The sequence below is a fragment of the Parasphingorhabdus marina DSM 22363 genome, from assembly GCF_900128895.1.
GTDB classification, from domain to species: Bacteria; Pseudomonadota; Alphaproteobacteria; order Sphingomonadales; family Sphingomonadaceae; genus Parasphingorhabdus; species Parasphingorhabdus marina.
Window position 1 is genome coordinate 974,034 of the sequence record NZ_FSQW01000002.1, and the last position, 17,566, is coordinate 991,599.

The 17,566-nt window shown below is 55.6% G+C and carries 23 protein-coding genes and 2 tRNA genes; 10 read left to right on the forward strand and 15 right to left on the reverse strand.

Annotated elements, in window-relative coordinates; genetic code table 11:
- Nucleotides 1–25 precede the first annotated feature (25 nt).
- Nucleotides 26–355 carry a preprotein translocase subunit YajC gene (yajC, locus tag BUQ90_RS14360; protein WP_074205822.1) on the reverse strand — a complete coding sequence of 110 codons (330 nt, stop codon included), beginning with the start codon at nucleotides 353–355 and terminating at the stop codon, nucleotides 26–28.
- A 293-nt stretch (nucleotides 356–648) separates the two neighbouring features.
- Here yajC and BUQ90_RS14365 point away from each other — a divergent pair.
- From BUQ90_RS14365 to BUQ90_RS17615, 5 genes are all read left to right on the forward strand, one after another.
- A tRNA-Pro gene (locus BUQ90_RS14365) sits at nucleotides 649–725 on the forward strand.
- Nucleotides 726–863: 138 nt separating this feature from the next.
- The gene (locus BUQ90_RS14370) at nucleotides 864–1,403 is read left to right on the forward strand and encodes a glycoside hydrolase family 108 protein (RefSeq protein ID WP_074205823.1); all 540 of its coding nucleotides are present in this window, start codon (nucleotides 864–866) and stop codon (nucleotides 1,401–1,403) included.
- 75 nt (nucleotides 1,404–1,478) lie between these two features.
- Nucleotides 1,479–1,892, forward strand: a complete 414-nt coding sequence (locus BUQ90_RS14375) for a holin family protein (protein ID WP_074206456.1) — start codon at nucleotides 1,479–1,481, stop codon at nucleotides 1,890–1,892.
- Between the two features lie 265 nt (nucleotides 1,893–2,157).
- Nucleotides 2,158–2,397: a hypothetical protein gene (locus tag BUQ90_RS14380; protein ID WP_159437118.1), complete on the forward strand. Its 240-nt coding sequence runs from the start codon at nucleotides 2,158–2,160 to the stop codon at nucleotides 2,395–2,397.
- The gene (locus tag BUQ90_RS17615; protein WP_143182874.1) at nucleotides 2,382–3,008 is read left to right on the forward strand and encodes a DUF6969 family protein; all 627 of its coding nucleotides are present in this window, start codon (nucleotides 2,382–2,384) and stop codon (nucleotides 3,006–3,008) included. Before BUQ90_RS14380 ends, BUQ90_RS17615 begins: the two co-directional genes overlap by 16 nt.
- A 13-nt stretch (nucleotides 3,009–3,021) precedes the next feature.
- Here the strand turns inward: BUQ90_RS17615 and BUQ90_RS14395 are convergent.
- From BUQ90_RS14395 to BUQ90_RS14415, 5 genes are all read right to left on the reverse strand, one after another.
- Nucleotides 3,022–3,098 (reverse strand) — tRNA-Arg (locus BUQ90_RS14395).
- A 44-nt stretch (nucleotides 3,099–3,142) separates the two neighbouring features.
- Complete coding sequence (locus BUQ90_RS14400; RefSeq protein WP_074205827.1) at nucleotides 3,143–3,637, reverse strand: DUF1178 family protein; 495 nt, start codon at nucleotides 3,635–3,637, stop codon at nucleotides 3,143–3,145.
- The gene (locus tag BUQ90_RS14405; RefSeq protein ID WP_074205828.1) at nucleotides 3,634–4,467 is read right to left on the reverse strand and encodes a carbon-nitrogen hydrolase family protein; all 834 of its coding nucleotides are present in this window, start codon (nucleotides 4,465–4,467) and stop codon (nucleotides 3,634–3,636) included. Before BUQ90_RS14405 ends, BUQ90_RS14400 begins: the two co-directional genes overlap by 4 nt.
- A gap of 5 nt (nucleotides 4,468–4,472) precedes the next feature.
- Nucleotides 4,473–4,730, reverse strand: coding sequence for a glutaredoxin 3 (gene grxC / locus BUQ90_RS14410; protein ID WP_074205829.1), 258 nt, complete (start codon nucleotides 4,728–4,730; stop codon nucleotides 4,473–4,475).
- A gap of 77 nt (nucleotides 4,731–4,807) precedes the next feature.
- Nucleotides 4,808–5,542 carry a ComF family protein gene (locus BUQ90_RS14415; RefSeq protein WP_074205830.1) on the reverse strand — a complete coding sequence of 245 codons (735 nt, stop codon included), beginning with the start codon at nucleotides 5,540–5,542 and terminating at the stop codon, nucleotides 4,808–4,810.
- Nucleotides 5,543–5,582: 40 nt separating this feature from the next.
- Here BUQ90_RS14415 and BUQ90_RS14420 point away from each other — a divergent pair, with 40 nt between their 5' ends.
- Nucleotides 5,583–6,443 carry a methyltransferase domain-containing protein gene (locus BUQ90_RS14420; protein WP_074205831.1) on the forward strand — a complete coding sequence of 287 codons (861 nt, stop codon included), beginning with the start codon at nucleotides 5,583–5,585 and terminating at the stop codon, nucleotides 6,441–6,443.
- 7 nt (nucleotides 6,444–6,450) lie between these two features.
- Here BUQ90_RS14420 and BUQ90_RS14425 read toward each other — a convergent pair whose 3' ends face one another.
- A complete protein-coding gene (locus tag BUQ90_RS14425) occupies nucleotides 6,451–6,873 on the reverse strand; it encodes a (deoxy)nucleoside triphosphate pyrophosphohydrolase (protein ID WP_074205832.1) in 423 nt (140 codons plus the stop codon).
- A 92-nt stretch (nucleotides 6,874–6,965) separates the two neighbouring features.
- Here BUQ90_RS14425 and BUQ90_RS14430 point away from each other — a divergent pair, with 92 nt between their 5' ends.
- The gene (locus tag BUQ90_RS14430; RefSeq protein WP_074205833.1) at nucleotides 6,966–7,142 is read left to right on the forward strand and encodes a Flp family type IVb pilin; all 177 of its coding nucleotides are present in this window, start codon (nucleotides 6,966–6,968) and stop codon (nucleotides 7,140–7,142) included.
- A gap of 112 nt (nucleotides 7,143–7,254) precedes the next feature.
- Entirely contained in the window at nucleotides 7,255–7,419 is a 165-nt protein-coding gene (locus tag BUQ90_RS14435; protein WP_074205834.1) for a Flp family type IVb pilin, read from the forward strand.
- Between the two features lie 82 nt (nucleotides 7,420–7,501).
- Here the strand turns inward: BUQ90_RS14435 and BUQ90_RS14440 are convergent, their stop codons facing one another.
- The 5 genes from BUQ90_RS14440 to BUQ90_RS17715 all read right to left on the reverse strand — a co-directional run bounded on the left by BUQ90_RS14440 (nucleotide 7,502) and on the right by BUQ90_RS17715 (nucleotide 13,069).
- Nucleotides 7,502–9,010, reverse strand: coding sequence for a M48 family metalloprotease (locus BUQ90_RS14440; protein WP_074205835.1), 1,509 nt, complete (start codon nucleotides 9,008–9,010; stop codon nucleotides 7,502–7,504).
- A 129-nt stretch (nucleotides 9,011–9,139) separates the two neighbouring features.
- Nucleotides 9,140–10,087 (reverse strand): acetyl-CoA carboxylase carboxyltransferase subunit alpha, encoded by a 948-nt coding sequence (locus tag BUQ90_RS14445; RefSeq protein WP_074205836.1) that lies wholly within the window; start codon nucleotides 10,085–10,087, stop codon nucleotides 9,140–9,142.
- 31 nt (nucleotides 10,088–10,118) lie between these two features.
- Nucleotides 10,119–11,018: a tyrosine recombinase gene (locus BUQ90_RS14450; protein WP_074205837.1), complete on the reverse strand. Its 900-nt coding sequence runs from the start codon at nucleotides 11,016–11,018 to the stop codon at nucleotides 10,119–10,121.
- A gap of 51 nt (nucleotides 11,019–11,069) precedes the next feature.
- Entirely contained in the window at nucleotides 11,070–12,932 is a 1,863-nt protein-coding gene (locus BUQ90_RS14455; protein ID WP_074205838.1) for a hypothetical protein, read from the reverse strand.
- Complete coding sequence (locus BUQ90_RS17715) at nucleotides 12,932–13,069, reverse strand: hypothetical protein (RefSeq protein ID WP_159437119.1); 138 nt, start codon at nucleotides 13,067–13,069, stop codon at nucleotides 12,932–12,934. Before BUQ90_RS17715 ends, BUQ90_RS14455 begins: the two co-directional genes overlap by 1 nt.
- A gap of 101 nt (nucleotides 13,070–13,170) precedes the next feature.
- Between BUQ90_RS17715 and BUQ90_RS14465 the strand changes: the two genes are divergently transcribed.
- Nucleotides 13,171–13,734 carry a shikimate kinase gene (locus BUQ90_RS14465; RefSeq protein WP_084192716.1) on the forward strand — a complete coding sequence of 188 codons (564 nt, stop codon included), beginning with the start codon at nucleotides 13,171–13,173 and terminating at the stop codon, nucleotides 13,732–13,734.
- Entirely contained in the window at nucleotides 13,731–14,831 is a 1,101-nt protein-coding gene (aroB, locus tag BUQ90_RS14470; protein WP_074205840.1) for a 3-dehydroquinate synthase, read from the forward strand. The genes BUQ90_RS14465 and aroB overlap by 4 nt, the downstream gene beginning before the upstream one ends.
- A gap of 9 nt (nucleotides 14,832–14,840) precedes the next feature.
- Here the strand turns inward: aroB and BUQ90_RS14475 are convergent, their stop codons facing one another.
- From BUQ90_RS14475 to BUQ90_RS14485, 3 genes are read right to left on the reverse strand one after another with little or no spacing between them, the layout of a single operon-like run.
- Nucleotides 14,841–16,613 (reverse strand): monovalent cation:proton antiporter-2 (CPA2) family protein, encoded by a 1,773-nt coding sequence (locus BUQ90_RS14475; protein WP_074205841.1) that lies wholly within the window; start codon nucleotides 16,611–16,613, stop codon nucleotides 14,841–14,843.
- Between the two features lie 3 nt (nucleotides 16,614–16,616).
- Complete coding sequence (locus BUQ90_RS14480; protein ID WP_074205842.1) at nucleotides 16,617–17,057, reverse strand: iron-sulfur cluster assembly scaffold protein; 441 nt, start codon at nucleotides 17,055–17,057, stop codon at nucleotides 16,617–16,619.
- Complete coding sequence (locus tag BUQ90_RS14485; protein ID WP_074205843.1) at nucleotides 17,054–17,566, reverse strand: CvpA family protein; 513 nt, start codon at nucleotides 17,564–17,566, stop codon at nucleotides 17,054–17,056. Before BUQ90_RS14485 ends, BUQ90_RS14480 begins: the two co-directional genes overlap by 4 nt.

Consider the following 17,566-nt stretch of genomic DNA (forward strand, 5'->3'; position numbering starts at 1 on the left):
TTCCGGTCAAGACTGTTTCCACGAATCAATCGTTCGCCGGTTTGCCGCTGCCCCGGGGCACAACATCCGAAAGCGTGCCCTTGACCGCCTTCACGCGCAATCCTTTGGCCAGTTCCACTTCAACATATTCATCATCGACCTTGGTCGCTTTGCCCACCAGACCGCCACCTGTGACGACCTCGTCATTTTTCTGGACCGCACCGATTTTTGCCTGATGTTCTTTCATCCGCTTCTGCTGTGGGCGAATGAGCAGGAAATAGAAAACCGCAAAGATCAGCACAAGCGGCATGATCGAGACAAGAAATCCACCAGCCCCACCGGAAGCTGCCTGCGCTGAAACCCATAAAATCGTCATTCGGAAATCCCCAAAAATACTGATCCACCGTCGCAGACAAACCGTCTGCCTTCCGGTCATGACGGAGGCCGGTCCCTGCGATGCGCGCGCCTATCACGCAGACCACATGAAAGCAATCGCAAAGCCCGGTCGGCCAATCCGCTAGCTAGATGGTGACATGGGTTGTCGAGATCAAGAGAATAACCTCGAACATTGGACAGCGCCTGCAGGTCGGAATGGTCCAAACCGCTTGCCATCAGATCCGGACCACCATATATGCCGCTTCTCGAATGGCCTCTGGCCAGACGAATGGTCGGGACGTAGCGCAGCCTGGTAGCGCATCACACTGGGGGTGTGGGGGTCGGAGGTTCGAATCCTCTCGTCCCGACCAGATTTTCAAACTTCATCTTTTCTTCTTTTTTGCTGGCCGTTTCGGGATCGCCTCCGGGCGAGGGAAAAGGCGCTTTCCTACATATAACCAAATAGGTTACTTCTTGTCCCGTGGTTCCAGCAAACCCGGGAGAATGCGGTGAATATTGATCGGATCATTGACAACGCAATTGCCGTTGAAGGAGGCTATTCGGACCATCCGGCCGATCGCGGCGGTCCCACGCGCTGGGGGATTACAGAGAAAATCGCCCGACAAAAAGGATATGTCGGCGATATGCGCCACCTCCCAAAATCGGTGGCAAAGGAGATCTACAAGCGCCGATACTGGTCACAGCCGGGATTTGATCGGGTTCATGCATTCGCACCGGACCTGGCTGTGGAACTGTTCGATACCGGAATCAACATGGGTCCGGGAATCGCGACGGGATTCCTCCAGCGGGCTCTGAATGCCCTCAACCGCCAGGAGCGGGACTTCAACGAAATCCTGGTCGACAAAATTCTCGGCAATCAAACTATCGGAGCGCTGCAGGCCTATCTGAAACATCGCGGAAAGCCCGGAGAAGCCGTGTTACTCAAGGCGGTCGAGGCACTGCAGGGCGCACGGTATATCCGTTTGGCGGAAAAGCGTCCGGCGAACGAAGCCTTTCTTTATGGCTGGCTCGCCAACAGAATCTCCTGACACGCGCAAACATTTGCCAAACCCGGCCTCAAGCGCCTCAAAAAGAACCATGCATTGATGGAAAAGGATCAAAACATGTCATTATTGCCCAGCCTGATTCCGCCGCTCACCAGCATCATCGACAGGATATTGCCGGACAAGACGGCCAGAGAACGAGCGAAACTCGAGTTGTTGAAACTGGAGAGTTCCCGGGAAATGGAGGAAATACGCACCCAGCTCTCCGCCATCATTGTCGAAGCCGGTTCGGCGGACCCTTGGACCAGCCGGGCGCGACCTTCTTTTCTGTACGTCATGTACATCCTCCTGCTCTGGGCCATACCAATGGGTTTCATCGCTGCGTTCCGGCCAGAAGCGGCGAAAGCTATTGCGGAAGGCATGAACGGCTATTTGTCCGGCATCCCCGAACCGCTCTATGCGTTATTTGGCACGGGCTATCTCGGTTACACCATGGCGCGTCAGTGGGGCAAAATCCGCGGGGTCGATAAATAGACGGAAAACCGCCATTCTACTCGCTGAAAAAATGGGCATTATCGACCATTTTTGCCCAATAAATGGACATCTTCCGCCATTTTCCGCAATATATGACAATTAGGCTTGCCATGCCTGTATGTTTGCAGATAAAGGAGCAGGTCTAGTTCATCCAAAGGGGATATTTTAATGTCTAACGAAACCAATCTTCGCAAAATGCTTCTCGTAGCAGGCGGCCTGGCTCTGGCAGTACCGGCGCTTTCCGCATGTTCCGAGCAGGCTGGCGATGCTGTTGAAGCCGCTGAATGTGCCGCTGAGTGTGCTGCATGTGCCGCTGAATGTGCTGCTTGCGCCGCTGGCTGTGCTGCTGAAGCCGCTGGCTGTGCTGCTGCATGTGCCGCCGGTTGCGCTGCTGAAGCTGCTGGTTGTGCTGCTGAAGCCGCTGGCTGTGCCGCATGTGCCGCTGCTTGCGCCGCTGCCTGCGCTGCTGAGTAATATCAGTACGCTGCATTGGAAAATGCATTAGAAAGGCTGTTTGAGCTTACAGGCCAGATAGCCAAAGAGGGCGTCTCGCTGGTACCCCGCGTGGTACCGGCAGACGCCCCTTTCGTTCAATATCAACATTATCCCAAAGGCGACTGCATTGCGCCAGGCAATCAGTCTCGCTGGTTCTACCATGCTCACAAGCCGGAAGAACGCGAGGAAGGCGAACACGGGCATTTTCACCTGTTCCTTCCGCTGGAAATGTTCAAGGGCGTCAAATCGCTCTATAATCCACCCAAGAAACTGCCCAATGGCAAACCGACCCAGGGAGTTGTGCATTTTGGTGCACTGAGCTTCGGTCTGGACGGGATGCCGATGAGCTGGTTTACGACCAACTATTGGGTGACTTACGAGTATTTCATGCCGGCAGACGCCATCGCTGCGCGGCTCAGGAATTTTGACATGACCGGCGCCAGGGGCGACCCGCTTGTCAATGACTGGCTGACCGCCGCTGTTCACAGCTTTCACGATCCGATCATCGAAATGCTGAATGCGCGCGACGTAGAACTGGCCGCACAAAAGGAAGAACTCGGGCACGCCGTGTTCGAAGACAAGTCCGTGGAAATCATGTCCCGGATCCCGTTTGATCTCTGATCGCTGAAGCTTGTGGTGCGCCCGACAGGATTCGAACCTGTGGCCCCCAGATTAGGAATCTGATGCTCTATCCACCTGAGCTACGGGCGCTTCAACAACAGCCGTTTAGCTTTTGACTTGCGGATAGGCCAGCTTCAATTTCGGGATTTGGGTGATGTGAGCGGAAACGGAAGTGAAGCAATTTCAATGCCCTCTTCTTCCAGCGCTTCCACCTCATCCGGAGTTGCCGTGCCGTGGACAGATTTCTCATCCGTTTCGCCATAATGAATCTCGCGCGCCTTCTCCGGAAACTCCTCGCCCACCCATTCCGATTGCTCGAGCAGTTTTGCCTGGACTTCCGCAGCCAGCTTCAAAATCTCGCCCTGTTCGGGCGGAATTGCCGGGGCATTGCTCACGCCGCCCGAGGAGGATGCGGAACCGGCGTCCTTCTCCCTGGCCGGGCCGCGGGAGGACTGATTGCCCTTCGCACTGACATTGGGTGCCATCAATCCCTTGCTCACGGACAGAGATCCACAGGCGGGGCAAGTCAGAAGACCACGGGCCTTCTGGTCCTCAAACTCTGCCGATGATCCGAACCATCCTTCGAATGTGTGGCCCTGCGGCTCGCAAACAAGGTCGAAAACGATCATTTCAGCAACTCCGGATCCGCAAAGTCCCGCCGGTTCTTCAGCACGGGCAATTTTTGTCTTACCTCCTCAATATCCTTCAGGTTGATATCACAGAATCCGACACCAATCTCCTCCCCCATGTCGAGCAGAACCCGGCCCCAGGGATCGACGACCAGCGAATGACCATAGGTCCGGCGGCTATCTTCATGCGTCCCGCATTGCGCCGCAGCGACAACAAATGCCGCAGACTCGATCGCCCGTGCCCGCAGCAACACCTCCCAGTGCGCTTTGCCGGTCGGCACGGTGAAGGCTGCAGGAACCGTCAGGATATCGGCGCCGTGCTTTGCCAAAGCCGCGTAGAGCCGAGAAAACCGGACATCATAACAGATCGACAGACCAATGCTGGCGCCACCTGCGCGTGCGAGCACTGCTTTGTCGCCGCTGGCGTAAGCAGCCGACTCTCGCCAGGAATCCTCTGCATCAAGATCCACATCAAACAGGTGAATCTTGTCATATCTTGCCACGATCAGTCCATCGGGATCGATCAGCAGCGATCTGTTCACCCATTTGTCATCGTCGCGCTGTTCATTCCGCAAGGCCAATGAGCCGAGTGCCACCCATATACCGCAATGCGCGGCCTGTTTCTGGACCGCAGAAAGGACCATATCCCCGGATTCAGTGCGGATCTTGGATGCTGCACGAGAGCGGTTCCGGTCAATCAGGCCGGACATTTCCGGTGTAAACAATATTTCTGCACCGCCTGCGGCGGCTTCCGAAATCCCGCTGCACAGGGTGTTTGCATTCTGCTCCGGATCGAGACCGGTGCAGGTTTGGGCAAGCGCGACGCGCATGATTTTTATTGCGCCAGAAGCTGTTCGAGTTGCCCGGAGGCATCGAGCGCCGCCAGATCATCCGAACCACCAATATGCTGATCATTGATAAAGATCTGCGGAACCGTGGTGCGACCATTGGCCCGCTGAATCATTTCCTGGCGCCTGGCACCACCCATGGAAATATCGAACTCTTCAAAATCGACATTTCTGGAACTCAACAGGGATTTCGCGCGGAAGCAATAACCGCATGTAAATTTGGTATATATTTCAACCTTGGCCATCGTTGTGCTCCAATATGCTCTGGTCTGTCAGATGGGTTCTCCACAACGAAATTGCAACTGTCACTAAACCGGTCTTCTCATTCGACGGAATGGCACACCCGGGCCCAACATAGCAGGGTGACCTTTTGTGCTCCGCCCGCCTTGAGGATACGGGCACAGGCATTGGCGGTACTCCCTGATGTATAGACATCGTCAACCAGCACAATTTTTTTGCCAGACAGCAATGATCGCCCTTTTGCGGTCACGTCAAAAACGTCTTTCACTGTCTGAAACCGTTCAGCATTGTTCATTTTTTTCAATGGCGGTGTTGGGCGTTTGCGAATCAGCAGGTTGTGAGAGACATCCCGCGCCATCCGCCGGCCAAGAGCCTCGGCAATCAGAACAGACTGGTTGAATCCTCTCGACCACAGGCGGGAGCGGTGCAAGGGTACCGGAACGATCATATCCGCAGGATCCCCCTCGGCAACCAAACGATGCAGATGACCCGCGATCAGTTCCGCAATACCGAGCCTTCCGCCATATTTCAGCCGGATGATGATTTTGGCGCTAACATCACCATAGCGCACAACCGCATGGACACCGTCCAGATGCGGCGGTTTTGCAAGGCATTGACCACATTTGCTTTCAGGAGATCGCTCAAAGGCAAAAGGTTCTCCGCACTGAATGCAACAGGGTCCGGCCAGAAATTCGAGTTGCTGCCAGCACATCAGGCAAAACTCGTGATTTTCCTCGACCGTCACACCGCAGACCGGACAGCGCGGTGGTAGCGCAAAATCTGCAAAAGTTCTGACCAGGATTCTTCCGAGCCCCATTTTTCCTTGTCGGTCGGCGAACACAAAGGCACAAGACCTCATGGTTGACCCATCCGGACAGAGTGAAATATTCGACCGCCGTCGCAGACGATCTGTCCGGGACAGAGCGTTTCAGCGTGCCGATGGTCCTGACATTCTGAGCGAGCTGATGGTCGCTGCGATTCTGGACAATCTGGACCTGGTGAAACGCGACTTTCAGCATTGCCTGGTGAACGGCCTGGCCGCGCCACAACTGGCCTGTCAACTTGCGGACAAAGGAATGTCAGTTATCGTCGCCGATGCGAGTTATCAGGTGGCTCAGGCGGCAAAGGGGGTCCAGTGCGATGAAGATCGCCTCCCATTTGCCGACCAGAGTTTCGATCTGGCGATCAGTATTGGTACGCTGGACAGTGTGAACGATCTTCCTGGTGCTCTGGCATTGCAACTGCGGGCGCTGAAACCCGACGGACTTTTCCTGGGCGCATTTGTGGGAGCAGAAAGCCTGGGAACGCTCAAGGCATCATTGATGCTGGCGGAAGGACCAGCCGTTTCCGCCCATGTCCATCCCCAAATCGATATTCGCACGATGGGAGACCTGCTCACGCGAATCGGATACAAACTGGCAGTAGTCGACAGTGATCGGCATCAGCTCCGCTATTCCCGGATGGATAAGCTCATATCGGATCTGAGGGATGCAGGCGGATCCAATATTCTTGCCGGTCATGACAAGCCTTTGTCTCGTGCGATCTATCAGGGAGCCAAAAAGAGTTTTTCTGAAAAGGCGGAACCGGATGGCAAAATTTCCGAGATGTTCGAAATCGTCAACATCTGTGCGTGGGCGCCTCATCCTGACCAGCCGTTGCCGGCCCGACGCGGCAGCGGGAAGGTATCGCTTCGCACGGCCCTCGACAAGGATGGCTAGCGGCTAGTCAGGCCGAGATCGGGTGGAGCAGCTTAAGCTGGTCGACAAGCGGCCCATCCGCCGGCGGCATTTCCGCCGCATCCATTTCCTGGGCGGCCACCCAGATAAGTTCCGCCGATTCCCGGGTCTCAACCGTCCCTTCCCAGCTTTCACAGCGATATAGCAATAGCAACAGATGCCGGTCGCCCAATGGCTCGCTGGCGAAGGCAACAGGCTCAAGAGCACTGGCATCCACAACGATTCCCAGTTCTTCTTCCAGTTCCCGTGTCAAAGCCGACTCGGGGGTCTCCCCCTCTTCGACCTTGCCGCCGGGAAACTCCCAGAGCCCTGCCATGGGCTTGCCAACCGGCCGTTTTTGCAGGAGAAAATTCCCATTCCGGTCCTGCAGGGCCGCAGCAACGACAAACAGATATGTCGGATTATTTTCCATTTTTTTTTGCGATGTAAGGATTTTGTTAATCCATTCCTGTGAAAAACGGCTCGTTCGCAACCTAGCAGAACTTTTAAAGAGTTGAGAGGGATATGATTGAATTTCTGAAGAATATTTGCCTTTCCGATGAAGGTGCGACAGCCGTTGAATATGGTTTGATTGTTGCGTTGATTGCTCTGGCTGCCTTGGCGGCTATCAGCGGCGTAGCTAATGAAACCACGGGCATGTGGAATGACGTTGCCACCCAGGTGGTCGACAGTTCCTCCTGACGGGTTGTTGCCTTTAAACTTTTGTAAAGAATTGCTGACTAAGTTGAGAAACATCGGCCGAAATTTTTGGTCGAAAGGGTAAGTGAAGTTTGTCAAATATAGGAGACCAAACATGAAACTCGTACGTAAAATGTTCAAGAACGAAGAAGGTGCAACGGCTATTGAATATGGTCTGATTGCTGCTCTGATCGCTGTTGCAGCTATCGTTGCAATGGGTCAGCTGGGTAACACCCTCAGCAACACCTTCACCCAGGTCGAAAACTCGATGGCTGGTTAATCTTCGGATTAGTTCAAAAAAGAGACGGCAGCTTGCAAAAGCTGCCGTCTTTTTTTGTGCCTGAAACAATCCGGAAAAATCGTCAGTAGGTCACGATCTTGACCTGCTGACCGGCGCGGAGGCCGTCACCTGAGCGCAACCGGTTGAGCACAAGAAAACGCTCCATCTGGAAATCCTGATAGGCCATTCGGCTGGACAGGCTGCTGACGGTATCACCACTTTTCACTGTGACGACATCAATCTTGCGGGGTTTTATGGCCGCTGCTGCAGCAGACGATAACCTGCTGACGCTCTGGTACATGCCCGAAAAGACACTGGCACGTCCGGCTGGCGCCAGTGTCGCAAAATGAAATGCACTGCTTTTCGAAAACTCGTAGGCAAAAACAGTCACATCTACTCTGCCATTCCGGTTGTTTACCGTCCCAATCGCATAAGCGGCGGGGATGCCGTTGACGGTTGTACGCTGTACTTCGCCATAAGAAATGCTCTGGTTTTCACCGGCGAGGCTTTTGAAAGCATTGGCAATATATGTCGTCATATTGCCATTATAGGCCGCAGTGGTGAATTGCCCCTGGCCAGCCGAACCGTTTATCGAAACGGCACGTGCACCATTTTGCATCTTGAAGCCGTTTGGAACGGTGAATTTCAGGCGGAGATCGGGATGGAGGAAATCATTGCCTTCGATCACGCCCTGTTTGGGATCGTCTCCATAAAGAATTCCGTCGACATTACGCAGGAATTCCGCCCGGTTGCGTTTGCCGCCATTTGAACCATATTGCCCGGCATTGCGGGCTGCCCTGTCCACGCGTTGAGCTGGATCTGGGTGGGTACTCGCCCATTCAGGCACGCCCCGGGCATCGCGACCGGCCACGCGGGCATCAATGGCGGATTGCGCTGCCAGCGATGCCAGCATGGTGGACAGCGCGCGCGGGTCATATCCGGCGGAAGACAAATACTGAATCCCCAGATCATCGGCTTCATATTCCTGTTTGCGGGAATAGCGCAAAGTCAGCAACTGGCTGCCAGTACCAAACACTTGCTGGCCCAGTCTGCCGATTGCGGAGTCACCCAAAAGTACGGCAGCGCCTATCTGTCCGAGAGCTCCCAATATGCTGTTCCTTCTGGCGGCTTTCTGGCGTTTTTGACTGTGCCGCGCAGCAACATGTCCGACTTCGTGCCCCAGAACGCCGGCCATCTCCGCTTCGTCGTTCATCAAGGCCATCAGTTGGCGGGTCAGGTAAACATAGCCGCCCGGAATCGCGAAAGCATTGTTCACAGGGCTGTTCAACAGGGTCACGGTAAAGTCACTCCGCGCATCTCCCAGGCCGGATTGCACGGCAATATCCTGACCGACACGCACAACATAGGCAGTTTGAGGTCCGTCATAGGGACCGCCAAATTCCTGAAGCAGCTGAGGATGGACTTCGGCACCTTTCTTTTTGTCGGCCGCCGAAATGGTTCGAACTTCGCCGCCCTGCGGTCGTGACTGACTTCCGGCTGAATCCACCGCTCCAGCATCAGCTCCGGACCCGGTACAACTCGCTACCGCGACAAAGGCGGCTGTGGCCAAAAGCTTCTGCGTGATTTTCATGTCAAACTCTCCTTGGCTTGGCAGTTTACAACAAGCCGACCCGCAGCAACAGGGAAGCTGATGTAAAAAGGTCTATCGGAACGATCAGATGGGGTTCCGACGACAATCTTCACCCCGGCATGATCTTTCTTACAATGCGCCCATGGCAAGGAATTTGTCACGCCGCATTTTCCGCAGTTCCTGACGCTGAACGTCTGACAGGGCTTTTAGTTCCTCGGCGATCGCTTTGCCCAGATTGGCAATGCATAAATCCGGGTCGCGATGTGCCCCACCCACCGGTTCCTTGATGATCCGGTCGATGACACCCAGTTTCTTGAGATTCTGGGCTGTAATCTTCATGGCATCTGCAGCGACATCAGCCTTGTCGCCAGTCCGCCACAAAATCGACGCACAGCCTTCGGGAGAAATGACAGAATAAACGGCATGTTCCAGCATCAGGACGCGTTCCGCAGCTGCCAGCGCAACAGCACCTCCAGAACCACCCTCGCCCACTATGACTGCTACCATGGGGACGCCCAGCGACAGACATTTTTCTGTCGACCTCGCAATGGCTTCCGCCTGTCCACGTTCTTCAGCCGAAACGCCGGGAAAAGCACCGGAAGTGTCAACCAGCGTGACCACCGGAAGCGAGAAGCGGTCTGCCAAATCCATCAACCGGATCGCCTTGCGATAGCCTTCCGGTTTGCCCATGCCAAAATTATGCTTGAGCCGGCTCTCGGTATCGCTGCCCTTCTCATGTCCGATCACCACAACTTTCTGGTTGCCGATAGTGGCGAACCCGCCAATAATCGCCTGGTCATCGCCAAAGTTCCGGTCACCGCCAAGCGGCATGAAATCTTCAAAAAGCCCAGCGACGAAATCCTTGAAATGCGGTCGGTCAGGATGCCGTGCGACCTGGGTCTTTTGCCAGGGAGTTAATCTGGAATAGGTATCGCGAAGAAGGTTAGCCGACTTGGTTTGCAATTTCGCGATTTCTGACTCAATATCCAGCGAGCCTTCGTCGGCCGTTTCCCGAAGCTCTATGATCCGCGATTCCAGAGCGGCAATCGGTTTTTCAAAATCAAGAAATGATGTCATGTCATCGGGTTAGAACCGTGAGCGAAAAACGTCAACGCGAGAGATTCGCCCGGCTCAGCGGATGCCGTTCATTTACTAGCTTCACCAGTCGGGCGCTGTCCACATGAGTATAAATCTGAGTGGTACTGATATCACTGTGGCCGAGCAATGTTTGCAATGTCCTGAGATCCGCTCCCCCCTCCAGCAAATGTGTGGCAAAGGCATGGCGTAGAACATGCGGACTCAACCTGGCGGGATTGAGTCCGACTTGCGCGGCGAGTTCCTTGATAATCTGATACAGTCGGATCCGGCTGATATGACCGGTACGGGACGGAAAGAGGAACGGCCGGTCCGTAGCCACATGATCCAGCCAGTCTTGTACTGCCTTCCTGGCCCGGTCGGAAATGGGCACCAGTCGTTCCTTGCCGCCCTTGCCTTTGATCATAAGGAACGGACGATCCCGGACAACAGATTGCCTTGGCAGCGACACCAGTTCACTGGCCCGCAAACCCGAACCATAAAGCAATTCGATGAGGGCCGACAGGCGGAAATCTGATGTTTTTGGTCTCTTTGCGCTCAGCCGATGGTCTATGGCAGCAAATAGCTTTTCCACTTCTTCATGCGACAGGATCTTGGGCAGCGGCCTGCGCGTGGCAGGGCGCGGTAATGCGTCCGACGGATCATCATCCCGAAATCCTTCTTCGACCAGAAATCCGAAAAACCGTCTGAGTGCGGAGGACTTCCTGGCGACGGTGCTGTTTTGAAGATTGCTCCATCCCTGTGCCAGCTTTTTTAAGCTGTCTCTGCCGGCGCCGCTTATGGGATCGGGTGACATGGACGCAGCCTGCTCAAGGTCAGATCGATAGGCCGACAAAGTGTTGGTCGACGCGCCGGTTTCAGCGGCCATCATTTCCAGGAACCGGTCGATATAAGATGCATCACTTCCCGACATGGGCCCAACGTAGCTCAGCCTTCCCGGCAAATGCAAACCGGGTTTGCGCCATTATACCCGGGTCAGCGCCTCAGCTGCTATCATGCGGGCCTCTGGCTCCATCCCGACAGATTTCAGGGCGCGAATAATGTGGTACAGGTGCAGGGGTGACATGGCGCTCCAGTCCCTCCCCTGCATGCCGACCGCGGTCAACAGCGCCACGGTTCCCTGTTGTTGCCGGCGCGCGGCGGAAACAATCGCCCTGGTCCATTTGCTGCTCCGGTCCAGGTCCAGGTCCATATCTTGCGAAAAATCCTGCAAAGCCGACTGGTCCAGTCTGTCCAGGCCGGCAAGCGCTGCCAGCAGAAACTGGCTCTTGAGCTGATCCTCCGTCCCGTCATTGTCGCCAAATTCGTCCAGATCCGAATAGTTTATCGAGAGACTGTTCGAGGGAATGCCGACTACCAGAAGTCCCCAACTCTCACTGCCCGCAGCCACTTCCGGAAACCAGTTTGCTGCGTTCCGATCAAATCCGGCGCTGAGCATCGAGGCGATCAGGTCGGTGCTGTCGTCGGAAAGACTGCTGGATGGAGCAATTTTGGCTGCGGCTCGAGCTGTCAGTATTTTCGCGCCATATGATGTCAACGGCGCATCGGACCTGCTCCACAGTGTCCGCATGGCTTCAATGCGCTCGGATGCCGTCGGCGCCCTGTAGGCGGAGCGCAGCAACGAAGCCTGGACTTTCCAGTCCTCACCCGTTTCCGGATCGTCATAAGCAGCAGAATACAAGCCCACGATGGCCTTGTTTGACAAAACACCAATGGCCGCAGCGATGGCGGATGCCTTCATGCGGGAATCGATCGCCAGCATCGGGGCCCGGGCGCGCCAGCCCTGCACGTGCCGGCCAGCCTGTTGATACAGGCGATCAGGGGGTTCGACGCCGGTCGCGGCACCCAGGCCATAACGCCAGTTGTTGAAATACTGGATTTCGTCCCAGTCAATGGTGACCGCTCGCCGGCCTTCGAACCCTGCACCCACGGTCTTTTCGGCCAGCAAATAGTCGATGCCCGTTGCAACCTTGTTCCGGCGTGCCTGCCGGAGCAGAGATGTGGCTCGGCTCTGCTCTCCGGAGAATGAGGCGCATATCGGTCCGAACATCGTCCAGGTGGGTGCATCACTGACTTTGTCGCCACCGGGAACCGATGGACAGATTCCGGCCGGATCAGCCGTTGCCAGATGGGCCTGCATCGCAACTTCATAGAGCCGCGGCGTATAATTGCCGCCGTCCACCTTCAAAACCAGGGATCTTGCGGCATCGGCTTCGCCCATCAGCAACAGCCGCCAGGCCCGTTCCGCTACCCAGTCCGCAGGATTTGCATTGGCCGGGCTATCCACCTTGCTGAGCAATGTTCTCCTCAGCAATATCGAGCTCCAGCGGGACAATATCGGCCCCCGCAGATTGCGGATCAGATTGGACAGATATTGACCGCCCTCCTCACCAAATGCGTCAGGTGCCAGCCCTCCGGTTTCCGGAGAAAGCACACCGATTTCATCCATCGGACGCGTCTCGCCCGCAGCAAGATAATATTGCGGCTGCAGCAAATCATCCAGTTCACTGAGATCCGGCTCGCCATCCTCGTCGAGCAGGGATGACGGCAAATCCAGACCGGAAGTGCTGGCAGGACCAGGCGCGCCTGGAGCTGGGGAACTCGGTTGTGCAGATGGTTGCGCGGGAGATGGCCCGGTAACCGGTGGCGGAGCCACTGGTGTTGTCGCAGGCGGCGGTGCAGGCGTTGCGGGAGGTGCAGGATCGGGATCGCCAAAGCCCGGGGGCAACAGGGATTCGGGATTGTCCTGACCCAGAGCCGGCAGGCTGATGATCAGCGCACCGATTGCGGCGGAAGGAAGAAGCAGTTTGTTGATCTGTCGACGCATCAACTGGATGTCCCGGGATTCAGCACCGGTTTCTCGACTGGTGCGAGCTCCTGCTCCACGTCCATCGAAGCCAGTCCATACATGCCAGCACCTAACAGAATCACAAACAACAATATGACAACCAGACTGCGCGGCATCTCTAATCCCAACTCTTTTCGACCATAACCCAAATCCGGATGCATTGAGTTTGGCACTCTTTGGCAACCTATGTATAGCCTTTGCCTCAATGAACAAAAACATGGAAGACTCTTTTGATCAGCCTGCCGAAGATTCGGGTGGAAGCACCGGACTGGAAGTTGATCGTCCAATCGTTCTCATCGGTCTGATGGGCGTTGGCAAAACAACCGTTGGCCGCCGGCTGGCAAAAAAACTGGATTTGCCGTTTGTTGACGCCGACGAAGAAATCGAGAAAGCCGCTGGCCTGACGATTTCCGAGATATTCGACCGGTTTGGCGAAGATTATTTTCGTGATGGCGAACGCCGCGTGATTTCGAGATTGCTGGATGATCACATGCAGGTCATTGCCACCGGCGGAGGGGCCTTCATGAATGCGGAAACACGCAACCTCATCCTGTCACAGGCAACCGCGGTCTGGCTGGACGCGGATATTGATATCCTTGTAAAGCGGGTGGCGAGACGGGATACCAGGCCTTTACTCAAAAATGGTGATCCCGAACAAATTTTGCGAAAGCTGGCGAATGAACGAAATCCTGTCTATGCGCAGGCCCACGTTCATGTCGTCGGGAATGATTCACCGCACGAAACCACCGTAAACAGCATCTTGAGTTCCCTTGCACAATGACACGCATTCCCGTCGAACTGGCCGAACGCAGCTATGAAATATTGATCGAGCCCGGTGCCCTGGCATCAGCTGGCGATCATCTCGGTCCCTTTGTGAAAAACGGGCGGGTATTCATTGTTACGGACGAAAATGTCGCGAACCATATTCTCCCGACACTACGCGCGTCTCTCGACACCGGGCGCATTGCCCACAAAGAACATATCTTGCCGGCTGGCGAATCGACCAAAAGCTGGAAGATGCTTGAAGACCTGGTTGAGAGCCTGCTCGAGGAGCAGATTGAACGGTCTGACATTCTGGTTGCGCTCGGCGGTGGCGTGATCGGCGATCTGGTTGGTTTTGCCGCCGCGATCATCAAGCGGGGCTGCAAATTCGTGCAGATTCCCACCAGTTTGCTAGCGCAGGTCGACAGCAGCGTCGGCGGCAAGACCGCGATCAACAGCAAGGCCGGCAAAAATCTGGTGGGCAGCTTCAACCAGCCGGAATTCGTCCTGATCGACCCGGAGGTATTGAACAGTCTGCCCGACCGCGAACTTCGTGCCGGTTATGCAGAGGTGCTGAAATATGGTTTGATTGACAAGCCGGACTTTTTTGAATGGTGCGAACAGAATGGCGCCAGGGTGCTCGGCCGGGACAGCAATGCGCTGGTCCATGCCATCGCGGAAAGCGTTTCAGCCAAAGCCCGGATTGTCGCAGCAGACGAACGCGAACTCAGTGGCACACGGGCCCTGCTGAATCTCGGACATACGTTCGGACATGCGCTGGAAGCGGACACGGGATATTCCGCCCGCCTGGTTCACGGCGAGGCGGTTGCTGCTGGCATGGCCCTTGCCTTTGGATATTCTCAAAGGCGCGGCCATTGCCCGGCCGCTGATGCCGGGCGCGTCAAAGCCGCGCTTCAGGCGGTCGGCCTCCCGTTTGATCTGACAAGTGCATCGGTAGAGGCTACAGGACAAGCCCTGGTCGGCCACATGATGCATGACAAGAAAATGCAATCCGGACGATTGCCTTTCCTTCTGGCAAACGGAATTGGTCAAACATTTCTGGCGCCCGACGTCGATCTGAAGGATGTAGTGGATTTTCTGGACAATTGTCGCTGAGCGAGGGGTCTAGTCACTGCTCATCTTGCTGCCGGAAAGACCAAATCCGATATGCCGGCCGGCAAACATGTCATCGGCAGCACGCTGCGCTTCGAGGCGGTCACAATCGAGACGGCGATATTCGCGGTCGACCTCTTCAATCAGGGCTTCGTCCAGATCCATCGCCATCATCGCTTGCTTGGCCAGATGGATGGCCGATTCAAACACCTCCCGCTTGACACCCGCCAGGTTGGCCTTTTTCACATCCAGTAGATGCACTCGGTCAAAGGCACGGACAAACAGCTTGGTTTCTGGAAACGCCATTGCAATCTTGTCGAGTGCTTCCGCCCCGAATTGGCGGTCATCGATGCAGAAAATGATTGCGGCACAATTGTCCGCTCCCGCGTTACGCAACAGATCTGTTCGCGTGCCATCGCCATAAAAGACCTTGCGCCCGAATTGCTGACTGACATCGATTTGTTGTGGCTTGATGTCGATGATAGTCACGGACACATTGGCACCCTGCAACATCTGCGACACGGTCTGTCCAAATCGCCCGTGCCCGACTACCAGAACAGAGGAACGCTCGGCACGCGAGGGATCATCCAGTTCGACATCAGTCTGGGAAGCCGTCGTGCCAAATTTCTGCGCGATCAGCATCAGGAATGGTGTTGTGGCCATGGATACGGTGATGACAGCACCGAATAAACTGCTGGCTTGCGGATCAATCAGCATGGCCCGCTCCGCTTCGGCGAACAAGACGAAACCGAATTCTCCGCCCTGGCTCAGCAAAAGTCCCATGCCCAGAGCCGGCAATGTCTCCATTCCGAAAAGCTTTCCAAGGCCGAAAATGATCAGGGTCTTTGTCGCGACCAGAATCAGAGCGGCCGTAAAGACAAACGCCGTGTTGTCCCGGATCACACTCAGGTCGAGCATCATCCCAACGGCCAGGAAGAAAAGCCCGAGCAGCAGCGAACGGAACGGATCGATATCCGCCTCCAGTTCGTGCCGATAGGGCGAATTGGCCAGCATGACACCGGCAATAAAGGCACCGAGAGCAGGTGACAGGCCGATAACTTCCATCAGGGCTGCGCTGCCAAAGACCGCGACGAGGCCCGCCACAATGAACAACTCCCGTTCAGCGATCTGACCGATCAGTTTCAGCAACGGCTGCAAAAGGTAGCGCCCTGCGAGAATCAACCCGCCAATCGCCAGCACACCGAGTATGGCGGTGAGCCACCCCGGGAGGCTGTCATCAGCCGCGGGAGCACGTGAAAGTACCCCGACAATCGTCAGCAGAGGAATGATCGACAGATCCTGAAACAGCAAAATCGAAAAGGCGTTTTCTCCGGAAGGCGTGTTTAGTCGTCCGCTGGACTGCAGCATGGGCAACACCTGGGCTGTCGATGACAAGGCGAGCGGAAGTCCAATCGCCAAAGCCGCTCCCCAGGTAAAAGTGGACGAGAGATAAATCAGCAGAAACAGCGCGATGCCGCAAAGGATCACCTGGCTCATCCCCAGTCCGAAAATCGCCCGTCGCAATCGCATAAGCCGGGCCGGTGCAAGCTCAAGGCCAACGAGGAACAGCAGCAGGATGATCCCGATCTCTGAGAATTCGAGGATGGTTCTGCCTTCGCTGATCAGACCAAATCCTTGCGGACCGATCAGCACGCCCGCGATCAAATATCCGAGAACCGCACCGATGCCGAACTTTCGAAACAAAAGTACGAGCAGCAATGCAGCCGCCAGCATGATGAAACCGGCTATCAGCAAATCCCCGAAATGTGCGGCACCATGATCCATCTGTCAGCTGGCCCCATCCGCTTGAGAAGCAATAGCAAGGGCTTCCAGAATTGCATCATAGGGTAACAGAATTGCGGCATGGCGACCAGGATAATCCCTGGCAGTTGCCAGCAGATCAATATCCCGCCATGTGCCCGGGCTTTCTTGCCTGCCTTCCAGAAAATCCTGCAAATGCTCACGTGCTGCCTTGATTTCTGTGCTGGATCGGCCAACTGCCTGACCCGCGACAATGGCAGTGGACGCCTGGCCAAGCGCGCAGGCGTTGACCTCGACTCCCAGCTGTTCAATTTTTTGGTCACTGGAGATACGCACATCGGCAACAACCCGGCTGCCGCAGGTTTGCGAGCGAATCTCGGCACTTCCGTGCGCATCAGGCAATCGCCCTTCATGCGGAATCGAAACGGCCAATCTCAATATATCACGTGTATATAATGGCTGGTTCATTCGTCGGCTTCCTGACCGCTGCGTTGCTGTTCTACAAGATCGACCATAGCGGAGCCACTCGCATTGAGTAGCGGATAGGTTCGCGACTCCGTCAACCACTCCGGCCGGTTCTCTTCCGGACCATAAAAGCTGTCATAAACCAGGGTCACCAGCAGATAGAAAAGCGTTGCCACAAGCAGTCCCTTGATCATGCCAAACCCGAAGCCCAGCACCCGGTCCACCGGTCCGAGCAGCGATTTGCGCGATTTTTGGCCAATGGCCCGCGCAATCGAACGGCCCAGAGCGTAAACGACGATCAGAATGGCCGCAAAGGCCAAAACCGAAGCGCCGCCCTCATTTCCGATCGGACCCGAGAGAAAGTCGGTTGCCGCCGGATGCAGAAAACGCACAGCGACAATGATCAGCAGCCAGACACAAAGCGACAAAATTTCCTGAACAAGCCCGCGCAGAAAACCGAAAATTGCCCCGCTGCCCATCAGCAAGAGTACAAAAATATCCAAGGCAGTCAT

Excerpts from the sequence above, each read along its gene's own strand:
- yajC (WP_074205822.1), bottom strand. The coding sequence starts at position 355 with ATGACGATTTTATGGGTTTCAGCGCAGGCAGCTTCCGGTGGGGCTGGT.
- BUQ90_RS14375 (WP_074206456.1), top strand. The coding sequence starts at position 1,479 with ATGTCATTATTGCCCAGCCTGATTCCGCCGCTCACCAGCATCATCGAC.
- BUQ90_RS14380 (WP_159437118.1), top strand. The coding sequence starts at position 2,158 with ATGCTGTTGAAGCCGCTGAATGTGCCGCTGAGTGTGCTGCATGTGCCG.
- BUQ90_RS14400 (WP_074205827.1), bottom strand. The coding sequence starts at position 3,637 with ATGATCGTTTTCGACCTTGTTTGCGAGCCGCAGGGCCACACATTCGAA.
- BUQ90_RS14405 (WP_074205828.1), bottom strand. The coding sequence starts at position 4,467 with ATGCGCGTCGCGCTTGCCCAAACCTGCACCGGTCTCGATCCGGAGCAG.
- grxC (WP_074205829.1), bottom strand. The coding sequence starts at position 4,730 with ATGGCCAAGGTTGAAATATATACCAAATTTACATGCGGTTATTGCTTC.
- BUQ90_RS14415 (WP_074205830.1), bottom strand. The coding sequence starts at position 5,542 with ATGGGGCTCGGAAGAATCCTGGTCAGAACTTTTGCAGATTTTGCGCTA.
- BUQ90_RS14420 (WP_074205831.1), top strand. The coding sequence starts at position 5,583 with ATGGTTGACCCATCCGGACAGAGTGAAATATTCGACCGCCGTCGCAGA.
- BUQ90_RS14425 (WP_074205832.1), bottom strand. The coding sequence starts at position 6,873 with ATGGAAAATAATCCGACATATCTGTTTGTCGTTGCTGCGGCCCTGCAG.
- BUQ90_RS14430 (WP_074205833.1), top strand. The coding sequence starts at position 6,966 with ATGATTGAATTTCTGAAGAATATTTGCCTTTCCGATGAAGGTGCGACA.
- BUQ90_RS14435 (WP_074205834.1), top strand. The coding sequence starts at position 7,255 with ATGAAACTCGTACGTAAAATGTTCAAGAACGAAGAAGGTGCAACGGCT.
- BUQ90_RS14440 (WP_074205835.1), bottom strand. The coding sequence starts at position 9,010 with ATGAAAATCACGCAGAAGCTTTTGGCCACAGCCGCCTTTGTCGCGGTA.
- BUQ90_RS14445 (WP_074205836.1), bottom strand. The coding sequence starts at position 10,087 with ATGACATCATTTCTTGATTTTGAAAAACCGATTGCCGCTCTGGAATCG.
- BUQ90_RS14450 (WP_074205837.1), bottom strand. The coding sequence starts at position 11,018 with ATGTCGGGAAGTGATGCATCTTATATCGACCGGTTCCTGGAAATGATG.
- BUQ90_RS14455 (WP_074205838.1), bottom strand. The coding sequence starts at position 12,932 with ATGCGTCGACAGATCAACAAACTGCTTCTTCCTTCCGCCGCAATCGGT.
- BUQ90_RS17715 (WP_159437119.1), bottom strand. The coding sequence starts at position 13,069 with ATGCCGCGCAGTCTGGTTGTCATATTGTTGTTTGTGATTCTGTTAGGT.
- BUQ90_RS14465 (WP_084192716.1), top strand. The coding sequence starts at position 13,171 with ATGGAAGACTCTTTTGATCAGCCTGCCGAAGATTCGGGTGGAAGCACC.
- aroB (WP_074205840.1), top strand. The coding sequence starts at position 13,731 with ATGACACGCATTCCCGTCGAACTGGCCGAACGCAGCTATGAAATATTG.
- BUQ90_RS14475 (WP_074205841.1), bottom strand. The coding sequence starts at position 16,613 with ATGGATCATGGTGCCGCACATTTCGGGGATTTGCTGATAGCCGGTTTC.
- BUQ90_RS14480 (WP_074205842.1), bottom strand. The coding sequence starts at position 17,057 with ATGAACCAGCCATTATATACACGTGATATATTGAGATTGGCCGTTTCG.
- BUQ90_RS14485 (WP_074205843.1), bottom strand. The coding sequence starts at position 17,566 with ATGACTGCCTTGGATATTTTTGTACTCTTGCTGATGGGCAGCGGGGCA.